The organism is Providencia hangzhouensis, from assembly GCF_029193595.2.
GTDB lineage: Bacteria > Pseudomonadota > Gammaproteobacteria > Enterobacterales > Enterobacteriaceae > Providencia > Providencia hangzhouensis.
In genome coordinates, this window is sequence record NZ_CP135052.1 from 930,496 (window position 1) to 942,530 (window position 12,035).

Annotated in this window: 9 protein-coding genes and 1 pseudogene; 5 read left to right on the forward strand and 5 right to left on the reverse strand. The window is 36.5% G+C overall.

The genetic code is table 11. The features are described 5' to 3' along the window. Positions 1–17: 17 nt before the first annotated feature. Together PZ638_RS04025 and PZ638_RS04030 are read left to right on the forward strand one after the other, a co-directional pair. Entirely contained in the window at positions 18–5,141 is a 5,124-nt protein-coding gene (locus PZ638_RS04025) for a DUF637 domain-containing protein (RefSeq protein ID WP_166185433.1), read from the forward strand. Positions 5,142–5,153: 12 nt separating this feature from the next. Next, positions 5,154–5,513 carry a hypothetical protein gene (locus tag PZ638_RS04030; RefSeq protein ID WP_004905285.1) on the forward strand — a complete coding sequence of 120 codons (360 nt, stop codon included), beginning with the start codon at positions 5,154–5,156 and terminating at the stop codon, positions 5,511–5,513. 537 nt (positions 5,514–6,050) lie between these two features. On the opposite strand, the pseudogene PZ638_RS04035 reads toward PZ638_RS04030, so the two are convergent. The 3 genes and pseudogenes from PZ638_RS04035 to PZ638_RS04045 form a co-directional block, all read right to left on the reverse strand. Next, positions 6,051–6,317 (reverse strand): annotated as a pseudogene (locus tag PZ638_RS04035) (choline transporter); the annotation flags it as partial. Between the two features lie 555 nt (positions 6,318–6,872). Beyond that, positions 6,873–7,796, reverse strand: a complete 924-nt coding sequence (locus PZ638_RS04040; protein ID WP_094962179.1) for an SEL1-like repeat protein — start codon at positions 7,794–7,796, stop codon at positions 6,873–6,875. A gap of 13 nt (positions 7,797–7,809) precedes the next feature. Beyond that, on the reverse strand, positions 7,810–8,115 hold the full coding sequence (locus PZ638_RS04045) for a hypothetical protein (RefSeq protein WP_004905280.1): 306 nt from the start codon (positions 8,113–8,115) through the stop codon (positions 7,810–7,812). A 720-nt stretch (positions 8,116–8,835) separates the two neighbouring features. Between PZ638_RS04045 and PZ638_RS04050 the strand changes: the two genes are divergently transcribed. Beyond that, positions 8,836–9,051 (forward strand): hypothetical protein, encoded by a 216-nt coding sequence (locus PZ638_RS04050; RefSeq protein WP_004905277.1) that lies wholly within the window; start codon positions 8,836–8,838, stop codon positions 9,049–9,051. Between the two features lie 9 nt (positions 9,052–9,060). Then, a complete protein-coding gene (locus tag PZ638_RS04055) occupies positions 9,061–9,456 on the forward strand; it encodes a hypothetical protein (protein WP_112307870.1) in 396 nt (131 codons plus the stop codon). Positions 9,457–9,919: 463 nt separating this feature from the next. On the opposite strand, the gene PZ638_RS04060 is transcribed toward PZ638_RS04055, so the two are convergent. Together PZ638_RS04060 and PZ638_RS04065 are read right to left on the reverse strand one after the other, a co-directional pair. After that, complete coding sequence (locus PZ638_RS04060) at positions 9,920–10,879, reverse strand: hypothetical protein (protein WP_036958546.1); 960 nt, start codon at positions 10,877–10,879, stop codon at positions 9,920–9,922. Continuing rightward, positions 10,879–11,358, reverse strand: coding sequence for an Hcp family type VI secretion system effector (locus PZ638_RS04065; protein WP_094962184.1), 480 nt, complete (start codon positions 11,356–11,358; stop codon positions 10,879–10,881). The genes PZ638_RS04060 and PZ638_RS04065 overlap by 1 nt, the downstream gene beginning before the upstream one ends. A 484-nt stretch (positions 11,359–11,842) precedes the next feature. On the opposite strand from PZ638_RS04065, the gene cdiI reads away from it, so the two are divergent. Next, positions 11,843–11,965, forward strand: coding sequence for a ribonuclease toxin immunity protein CdiI (gene cdiI, locus PZ638_RS04070; RefSeq protein ID WP_231665161.1), 123 nt, complete (start codon positions 11,843–11,845; stop codon positions 11,963–11,965). Positions 11,966–12,035 lie beyond the last annotated feature (70 nt).

Sequence of the window (12,035 nt, forward strand, 5' to 3'; positions counted from 1 at the left end):
TTTTTAAAGGATTATTTATGCTAAATGAACAATTGCCTTCTCGCTCTAAGCGGATATTAAGTTACACCATTATTTTCTTAACTGCCGTCTACCCCTTACATCCCGCTTGGGGAGCTGCCATGACGGCGGCAGATAAAAACACCCAAATTAGCCAACAAAATAACGTCCCGATTATTAATATCGCCACACCGAATGGGGCGGGAATATCCCACAATAAATTTCAACAATTTAATGTCGATAAACAAGGTGCGGTACTCAATAACGCCACCACTAATGTGAATTCCCAAATTGCAGGGCAAATCAAAGCCAATGCGAATTTAAAGGGAAATGCCGCCAATCTGATTATCAACGAAGTTACCGGCAGTAACCGCTCAGAATTACAAGGTAAGTTGGAAGTAGCAGGCAAAGGGGCGAATGTCTTAATTGCTAACCCGAATGGGATTACCTGCAATGGCTGTAGCTTTGTGAATACCCCTGCGATTACCTTAACCACGGGAAAACCTATTCTGGATAACAAGGGGGCTTTGTCTGCGGTTGAGGTGAAAAAAGGCAGTGTGGTTATCGGCGCCAATGGCATGAATACCGAAGCGCAAACTTATGCCGATATTATCAGCCGTGCCACCGAATTGAATGGGCAAATCAAAGCCAAAAACCTGACCCTGATGCAAGGTAGCAACCGTGTCGATTTTCAAAAAGGCACCGTAACACCGATTGCGGGTGAAGGGGCAAAACCCAGTATTTCCGTAGATACCAAAGCACTGGGTGGGATGTATGCCAATCAAGTGAAATTGGTGAGTACGGAATCAGGGGTGGGGATTAACCTCAGTAATGTGCAAGCCAACCAACATGACCTGACGTTAACTGTCGATGGCAAAATTACCCTTGCCGGCAATATTCAAGGGAAAAAAGACATCAATGTCAGCACCAAAAACCTGCAGATTAACGCCAATGCCAACGTGAATGCCACCAAAGACATCACATTAGCCACCAACACCCTCGCCAATAACGGCAAAGTTACCGCAGGCAAGGATATGCGTGTCTTTGCCGATTCAATAAGCAATACGGGCAATAGTGCACTTATTCAGGCACAAGATAATTTGTGGATGCAAAAAAATGCCAAGGGGGATTTGAGTACGCTGATTGAGAATAAATCGGGGACGATAAAAACCAATACGGGAGATTTGGTGGTTCGTACGAAGCAATTGACCAACATGTCGTTAAATACCCACTACAAGGAAAATACGATACAACCGACCTCCACAAGTAAGAACTTATTAATAGACCGAGTTAGAGAAGGAGGCGGGAATTATGATGTGGTCATGAATGCAAAGTTGGTTAACCCTCTTCCTAATAAGTGGTTCGGTGTAGCTGATTTTTCAAATGCATTTTATAAAGAGGGTGTTTTAGTCAATACAGGTCAAAGTATTTACTCTGATGATTCAGTTCGGCTCGGAGAAATAGTTAGCGGTGGAAATGCTTATCTTAATGGTAATCAAATCACTAATGATAACGGTATCATTTCTGCTAAGAAAAATTTAATTTTAACCGGTAATACTTTAGATAACAGTCAAAATATTGGCTGGAAAAAATACACCTATAAAAATTATGTCATCGATCCTTCGAACAGTGGAAGTGGAATAGTTAATATTAGAAATATCAAAGAATTAATTTTAGAAACGCATTATAAAATACAAGGTGATGTGTTCATTTTGGAATTGATTGATAATGTAAAAACAAAGAAAGGGTTACATTCAGGTGCGAATCTCATCCTCGATTTTAAACATTCGATCAGCAGTGAGAACAAACTACCTATTACCTCATCACTGATCTCAAAAATAAATCACATCGATTCCCCCGCTTATTTAATGTCAGCAAAAAATATTATTTTAAATTCTAATAATATAAATATTTCTACTAACTTACAGTCTGAAAATGATCTGTCTATTATCGCTGGTCAAAACATCAATATTCATGATGCACAACTGGTTGCAAAACAATCACAAAGCCTAATTGCCAATAACGACCTTAATCTTAAACAAGTCAATTTAACGGCTAAAGACAGCACCTTAATTGCGAAAAATGGCGATCTTCAATACAGTTTAAACCCCGTTTCTGCCTTTAAAGAGAATGTATTATCGCCCCCGGTTCTCAATGCCGCAAATTCGTTACATATCCAAGCGGGTAAAAATATCACTTTTGATAATGCGCAATTAGCTAAAACGAATAAACTTACCCTAAGTGCCAATGACAATATCCTTATTCGTCGCGATGAACTCAACTTAATGAAACTCGCGGCTTCAGAGCCTGTCGCCAATATCAATGCGTTACTCACAAAAACAGGAAATTGGGCAAGTTCAGGGGAGATAAACCTCACTGCAGGTAAGAATATTGAAGCGCGTGGCATTGCCTTCAACAGTGGAAAATCACTGACGTTCAATGCAGGCCAAGATATTTTGTTAGGCTCAAAAGCGATTAAGGATGTCGATAATGTATTTAAAACCAATCGCTATCCAGAGTTGCGTTCTCAGCTCATCGCGAATGGCAATATCACGTTGAATGCAGCCCGTGATATTGACTTGCAGTCGGCTAACCTTCAATCCACAGACAAGGTCATAGCGCTTTCAGGTCGTGATATTAAATTAACGGCTACCGCTTACTCTGCCATTCCCAACCCCAGTGAAGATAACCAAGATGTACGTTATGTGACTTCGACACTTTCCGGTGACAAAGGCGTCACACTGGCCTCCAATGGTGCCTTAACCGCACAAGGCAGTACAATCAAATCCCTAGGTGATATCACACTCTCAAGCGGGGGAAATGTACGCTTAGAGTCGGTCAAAACGAATTATCGAAAACAGTCAGGGAAAAAATTTGAAGAGTTATATCGCCAAATTGGCACTGAAATTAACAGCGGTAAAACCCTGACCATTTTGTCAGAGGGGAGCATTCTTTTCCAAGCCTCACGTCTCGTTGCCAAAGGCGCGATGGATATTGCAGCAAAAGGCGGCTATCTCTACGCCCAAGCCATGGAAGAAAGCAGTTACTTCGAAGAGTATAAAAAGAAATACAATAGATGGACGCTTTGTATTACGAAAAAGGAAGTGAGAAAAACACGCAGTGATAAAACCAATAAAGTCACTGAGTTTACTGCTGGTGGCGATATTAATCTGTATGCCAAGGATGATGTCACATTAGAAGCGACCAAAATTAATGCGGGCAAGAATGCCAAAATCACCAGCCAAACGGGCAAGGTCAATTTTAAAGCGGTCAAAAACTCGCAATTTGAACAGGTGATTACAAATTCTAACGGTTTTTATATCACCCAACGTAATAAAGGCTATACCTCAGATAAATGGGTTTTACCTGCATTGCATATTGGTGGAAAACTAACAGTTGATGCGAATAAAGGGATCACTGCGGATGTTAAATCGAAAAATGGTCAGAGCTTAGAAAATGCCTTAGAGGCTCTTGGTAAAACAGAAGGTACACAGTGGCTTGCAGGCTTAAAAGACCGTGAAGATGTTCAGTGGAACTTAGTTAAAGACGCCTATGACAGTTGGGATTATAAAAGCCAGAGTTTAAACCCGGTTGCTGCTGCGCTGATTATGATAACTGTTGCAGCGATGACGTCAGGTACAGCAACGAAATTTGCGGCTTGGGCAGCATCCGGTAGCAGTGGTACGAGTGCTGCAGTGATATCAGGCGCGGCTTACTCTGGTATGACAGCTCTTTCAACACAAGCAGCGATCGCACTGGCTGAAAACCAAGGAAACCTATCGAAAGCGCTTAATTCACTAGGTAAAAGCGAAACAGTTAAATCTATTGTTGCTCAAATGGTGATCTCCGGGGCGCTTAATGGCTTAGATGTCAAAATGGGATGGACAAAAGGGAATCCGGGGAATGCTAAGTTACCTTTATTAAGTAATGGGGATTGGAATAAGGTTGCTCAGCGTGTTGCCGCGCAATCTGTGATTAGTTCAACCGTGAATACTACAATCCAAGGTGGCAGTTTTACCGATAACTTTAAGAGTGCCTTACTCAGTAATATTGGCAATCAGGTGAATGCGGAAGGTGCAAAGTTAATCGGTGATAACGGAGAAATTTTAGGGCATACAGGCAAATTATTAAGTCACTCAGTTGTTTCAGGGATTAGCGCTGAAATTGCAGGCGGAAATGCAAAAGGAGCTATAGTGGGTAGTCTTGCTGTTCAGTTAGCAGGGGTCACACTAAACAACAATTTAATTAATGAAAAAGAATGGCAAAAAGATTCTGAGAAATACGCTCAATTATCCCGCGTGTTAGGGGGATTTGCGGGTGCAATATTCACTGGTAACGCAGGAGGGGTCTACAGTGGTGCGGACTCGGGAGAAAGTACCTTCAGGTTTAATCACTTACTTCATGAACTTGCAATGGATTTTGATAATGAAATGCAAAAGTGTGCTGGTAATACAAACTGCGAAGCTACACAAATAAAAAAATATGCTATGTTCAGCTTAATAAACAGTGGCAATTTAGATTTAGAAATAACTAATAACCCATTAGTTACACAAGATATCACTAAAACGAGAATATCAAATGCATTTGATTTAGCTAAAAGGCCTTACTGGGCTAGTTATCTAGGTTTTGATGTCATGCAAAATGACCTAGCAAAACAATACTTAATGTATTGGAACTCACAAGACTTAAATAAAATAAACGCAAAAACACCGGGTTGGACAAAAGCAGCAGTATTAATATCAGATCCTGAAATACAAGCCTCAGTTATTTCATTAGGTTGGATAGGAAAACAACTTATACAAAAGAGTGTATTTACAGTGTCAAAACTAGGCTCTGATGAAATAACATTAATGATAAAAAGTACACAAACGGGCCTTAAAAATCCTAGTCAAATAGATCAAATGAAAATAGATATGCTCAGCAATAACTATAGATTCACTGCACCAGAAGGTATTATTGCTGGATACGTCGATAAAAAAGGTATTCATTATATATCAGAAGGCAATCATAGAATGGTAGCAGCTAAAGAAATATATGTTAAAACAGGTGACTCGCAGTATATTAATAAATTGATTGAAAATGGTAGATGGACTGTAGTTGAATCTGCTCCTGCTGGAGCAAAACCATTACCATCTAGAAACTAATAGGGTAATATCATGACAAAAAATGAAATATATGTAGACATGTTATTTTGGATCCTTCCATACATAAGAAATATTCAATCTCAGGATAAAAAAATAAAATCTAAGGATTTATCATGTTATTATGAATCTGAGCTAATACATAACTTACCAAATAAAATTCTAACGAATGAGTTCACTAGTAGTGATATATCATTTTTAAACTACCAAGCTAAATACTATTATGAAAATTGCACTCCGAAAATCAGTGTGCTTTACTCAAAAAATATAGAATATATTAAAATGTTATTTATTTTAGTACCTGATGAGTTAAAAGATCAACTAACTTGGTCAGGTCCACAAAATAATTCTATAGTTAATCAAGAAACGAATTAGCGTAAAATTTAATAGTTATTCATTCATTGTGGCGTTAATTTAAATATCCTAAATATTATATGGAGAGTGTAGTGGTACAGTGAACTTAACTAGTTAAAAATAAGTCTAATATATTGTTTTTAATGAATTTTAACTCCTTGTATCCATGATGGGTTCCGGTGTGGAACCTATAATGGGGAGCAGACCCCGAAAATCAACTTCTTCTTGTGAGTGGTAGATATTTAGCAAAACGATTAACTGATTTTACTATTAATTACTTTAGTCGAAATTCGTCTATAAAAACAATATCAACCTCAGAGATTGGAATGAAATGGTATTTACAAGGAGAGGGTAATACTCAAGAAATATTATGTGAAGATACGATCGCTAAAATCTTACCAGACTTAGCTAGCGTAAGTAATTTATTATCAAAAATGCAAATGTCATAAAATAGGATTCTATTGCATTAATAGACAATTGAATAAACACAGGCGGCTATAATTTTAGCCGCCTGTGAATTCTTATCGACACATTTTAGGTAATGTTTCTTTTTTGGGACTACTTACCCAGTAAGTGCAAGAAATGAATATGTTTTTCATATTGGTCTAGGATATCGTGAATGATCTGCTCTTTTTCCCAGCCCATCACGTTATAATCTTGCCCACCTTCTTTTAAGTGAATTTCAGCACGATAGTAGCGTTGCACCTCGCTCTTTTCATCATCACTTTCTGTCCCCATACCTGCTAAAGCAAAGGCTGGTTGAATATAGTAACGGAGGAGAAATTCATAGAAAAAGTTCATATCGTCGCCTAAATCGACTTCAAAGCTAAATTACCAGTCCTTCCCACATGATTTAAATAACAGAGCAGTCGGTTTCTATATCACAATCAGCAACAACGGCAATAATGCGAGGCTCAAGTTGCGTTTTAAACTCATCGCAAATGGTAATATTACGTTAAATGCGGCCCGTGATATTGACTTGCAGTCGGCCAACCTTAAATCCACAGACAAGGTCATAGCGCTTTCAGGTCGTGATACTAAACTATCCTCAATTGCCGCCGTGCTAGAGCTCGAATTATTTTGAATACCAATTTGTTTTCGTCATATTTCGCATTGTGACATTGTTGCTGGCACTGGCGTGCGGATATACTTAATCGTTATGCAGCCATTTTGGTCGGCAGGCGTTGGTCTATCACATCTTGAATCACATTTAGCCGTTTCACATCTTCCAATGTAAAAAATTCCGCTCTATAAGCAGTCATGTGCCCCCCTTAATAGTTAGCTTACGTGACGGACACCTTAACTTAGCCCAGAGCGGACATTACAATTTTGCTATTACAGCGTTTGATCGCTTAAGCTCCTTTATGTTAACACTATGTATTAATTACTTTTTTTATGCATTTTTTTATCTAAGTAGTCAATCCGTGATTGAATATCGGTGTAACCTAGTTGATAAGCTCTCTTGTATAAGTTGATCGCCTTCTCATAACTTTGAGGAACACCTAGTCCCTCCTCATACATTAAGCCCAAATTAATTAACCCGCCAAGCCCTTCTTTATTTGAAGCATCTTGATAGAGCTTTACTGCTTTATTGATATCGACTTGAACACCAAAGCCATGCTGATAAAGCAACCCCATTGAATTCATTGCCGCGGGATCTCCGTTTGCAATGCCTATTTCATAGCATTTTATTGCCTCATCATAATTTTCTAAATCACCGTACAAATAACCTAATCGAGTAATCGCAAAATCATTACCGAATTTAATCGATTCTTTATACCATTTTTCAGCCAACTTAGTGTTTTTCTCTCCTCCTCGACCATCTCTATATAAATCACCTAAACTCATCATAGCGCTGCTTGATTTATGCTTTTTAATTGCTATTTCAAACATTTCTTTAGCTTTGATGTAGTTATTTTCGTATTTATATAATATACCTAAATTGTAGTCTGCGGAGGATGACCCAAGTTCAGCGGCTTTTTGATAAAGTAAAATGGCCTCATCTTTTCTCCCTTGGTCTTCTGTTAGCATTGCTAAACGATTCATCCCGTTTGCATCATTCTTATCTGACAGTCTCTGATAAATTTCCTCTGCCTTTTCGAGATTTTTTGCGACACCAGTACCCGTTTCATAAAAACGCCCGACGATTAATAAAGCCTCATCATCCCCTTGTTTTGCTAAAGCCTCACACGCAAGAAAATTATTCTCTTCAGGAATACATTTAATCGCAGGTTCAGAATAAGACAATACGGGATTGCATAAGAGTAGGAATACTGTGACTATTGTAATTTTATTGTTTAACATAATCAAAATTCACCTAAGAAAAGTTTTCATAGGGGTCATAAACAAACCGCAGTAAATAGATAACCTCAACATTTTCTTGCATGACACGAGGATTTCGAGATACCCGAGATTTTAGAATAAAATCCATCCCTCGTAGAGTCGGAGGGATTACACCAAGTTCTGCTGCTGTATCTATTGTTCGTTTAACACCTTTTACTGATGTTACGCCAAAATCCTCTGTTCCTTTTACCCAGGGATTACTGAGTGCCGTTTTAACCGAAGGTTCATCACCATCACACCGATAATAAATTGATTCATCTAACCCGTTAGGGGTAAACATTCATTGGAGCGATTATGTGCGCTTTTAAGGTTTTTCAAAATTCGACGATAAATAGCCAACCTTTTTTCCATAGCTTCATTAGCATCCATGATTTCACCGTTTTTGCAGTAAAACCACTCTAAATCCCCACACTGCATACAATCCCCCACCTTATCCTTAAGTTAAACTTAAATCATAAATGAAAGAGAATTAAATGAATACATTTAACTTTGTGTTTATTGATTACCATAAGACCCATTATGCTAAACGAGCAAGTTTAGAGAATAAAACAGCCCGTTAGACATCATAAAACCGCCTCAGCGCGTTTTTAGCAACGTTGAGATTGAATGCGAAAACACACTGAAATCGTCGAAAAACATAAACCTGTTTTGTGGTGATTAACGATTTAACCAACCGAGTCAACGAGGGTTGTAGCCGAATCAATTAGGTAAAAGACACGTGGTCATGTCTGTCTATTTGAGGGATAAAACTTTCTTCTACTACGCCAGATTAGCTTGTGAAAAATATTTAAAAGTTCATTCGGAAGACTTAGCTAGCGTAAGTAATTTATTATCAAAAATGCAAATGTCATAAAATAGGCTTCTATTACATTAATAGACAATTGAATAAACATAGTCGGCTAACTTACTATCAAAAGGTAAGATCATTACGCTTTCAGACCATGATATTAAATTAGGCTTAATATCTCAAAATTAACCCCCCATCATAGAAAAAGATCAGTTGCATGCCTCTGCGACTAACAAATTGGTTGAGGAAATTAATAAATTAAATTCTAAATCACAAGCCGAGAAGTTTGCAGTTGGGATTGGTGCTTATGATCCTTCTATGGAGAAAACAGCATTTGGGTTTAGTAATGGTAAAGTCAGTGCGGAACTCGTTATGTTTTTATTGCTTTATGTGAAAAAAAATGGCTTACTAAAGCCAAATGCTACATAAGGAAATCGCATGAAACACCAAATAATCATGAGAATAATTGGATCTGAACAGGGGTTAATCACGAAAGACCTTTCAAATTCAAAAAATGATGCGATCCTAATTAATTCAATTAGTTATTCTAGAGAAAAAGATGAAAATGGCACTCCAATTCTACGATTGACGATTGATAAAGATTTGGGGCACTCAACCAAATTTATCTTTGATGCTATCAAAAACGATGAAAAAATAGATATTACTCTTAAATATTTTATTGATGGGGAAGAACCTTCTATTATCAATTATAACAATGTCATTATTGACAGTATACAATCGTTATTTTGTGCTGAAGGATTCAATTTCGATGATAACCTTGCGATAAGACAAGGTAAACCGTATGAATTAATTCAAGTGATTTCATATAATTAAGTATTATAACCTTGATGGTGATTATTATAAATCACCACCATCAAAATGAAAAACAAGACTATTTACACCAATTAAGATAAAAAGCTATATATTAGTATCAGAGGTCATAGTGAAAATAAGAAATATAGATAAGTTAAATAAAAATGACTTTATCAAACTTAGTTCAATTCATTCATCCATTGGAAAAGGGGATGATTTTGATTCATGGTTTGAAGAATCAGTATCAAGTAAAAAGATTCCCAAAATATTGTATTTGATTTATATTATTAACTATTTAACTCTTGTTTTTTTTATGGGGGCACCATTAATTCTATCACTAATACCTTTAACAATCGCATATTTAATCCCTGTATTAATGGTTTTATTTATAGACTCAGTAAATAGTAAAATACCTTTTTTATTTTATCTATCCATAAAATTTAAACTTTTAATTCACTAATGAAAATAAAAAAATTATAAAATACTAATTTTCGTCACTATGTAATTCAAGAATCAATTTCAATTTTATTGCTGATGCTGTTAATGAATATAATAACATTGGCTTATTTCCTATAGCTAATTTTCTTTTATAATTTTCACTAGTCCATCTTTCTATTCTAAACCCGACGTTATCTGGAAAATAGCGTTCAAAAAAACCTAATTTTCTTAATCCTTTAGAAGTTTTTGTTGGTAATTGTCTTATTTCAGTTCTTTTCTTTGGATCAATAATTTTAAATGCTCCAAAACCGATATAAAGATTATTTACAAAATCAACATCATAATAAATTTTCTTAGCTGTGATGCTATCTCCACCTAATGCTATAGTACCTTGTTCTATTAAAAATTTAACTGGATCTTGTCTAAAGTTTATTTCACCATCAGTTAACTCATACGTAATATCAGAAATACCTTGATATACACGACCTCCACCATAGGCCATGCTTATCGCACCGGACGTTTTCATTCCGTGACTTCCAATTGTTTTACCTATTCTATAACTAAAAATACCAACTGCTGTTTGAATTGCACCACCTAATATATCAAGGCTCTTGTCACCATAAAAAAGCCAGCCTTCACCAAAATAAGACCTAGTTGCATTATATAGTTCTTTACTTGCCTTTCTTAATTGGGAATACGCTAATTTTTCTGATTCATATTCGAGTTTAATTTCCTCAGTGTATTTATATATATCGGGCCAATTCCCCGTTGAACCTATATTCTCTCTAAACCAATCCCGAGTGCTATCTACTCGTTGATGCCTAGCATTATTATTATACAGTGCTATATTAAAATCAGCTCGGATCAACCTTATAACTTCATTTATTTCACTTCTGTAACCTTGTTTACAGTAGGGGTCGTCAAGAAAATACCTTGCAGATAACTCAGATATTTTTCTTAATTCATTTGCATACCATTCAAAGGTCTCTTCTGGGCTAGAGAACATTAAAAGCTCCTTTCTTCCCATATACTGTATGTACTAGTACCAGCAATAACATGCTCCCAGGTAACCGATTTAAATCGAAACGATACAGACTCTTCTGGTTGGGCTTGATTGTGAGTAACAGAATTAGGATAAAAACAATTTAGGTCAACAATTGAGGCATCTGTCAGTTTTATTTTATAATACAGCTCTAACCCACCATTCATTGATGTTCTATAAAAAGTAAAGTCGCACGTTAATATCTCACTCGATGTTAATGCTTGAGAAAGTAGTGGGGAAGACTTATCAATTGGCTTACGAATACTAATAGGCTGAAAACTGACATTTTGATGCATCGATAAATTAGAAGACAACTCATTAATAAGAATTTCGTTTTCGTGTCCCTTTTGATACTTGTTTCCGATAGAATCTATCGATGAGCATCCTTTCGAGATTAAACCTTGTTTATTTCCTTTTAGCGTAAGATAAATTATATTCGCCATTTTAAGCATTCCCTTTGTCATTAAAAACCAATATAGATAGTTCACAATACCATATACATTACTTAAGTTAAATATCATGATTTAGCATAGATTGCGTTTACCTTGATTTTAAAATTTCCATAAGACCTATTATGTTAAACTGGCGAACTTAGTGTCTAAAACACCCGTTAGGCATCATAAAACCGCCTCAGCGCGTTTTTAGCAACGTTGAGATTGAATGCGAAAACACACTGAAATCGTCGAAAAACATAAACCTGTTTTGTGGTGATAGACGATTTAACCAACCAAGTTAACGAGGGTCGTAGCCGAATCAATTAGGAAAAAGACACGTGGTCATGTCTGTCTATTTGAGGGATAAAACTTACATGAGGGGAGAAAATAAGAGTGCTAATTTTGCTTGTGAGTATGATGGATTTTTAGATGATATGATTTTTAAAGAGGGTGTTTTTTTGCAATAAGTTATCCTCCAGAAAAAGAAGATGAAATAGTCGTCAGTGAAGAAACTTGCTTTTACTATGCCAGATTAGCTTGTGAAAAATATTTAAAAGTTCATCCTGAAGACTTAGCTAGCGTAAGTACTTTATTATCAAAAATTCAAATGTCATAAAATAGGATTCTATTGCATTAATAGATAATCGAATAAACACAGGCGGAGGCGGCTATAATTTTAGCCGCCT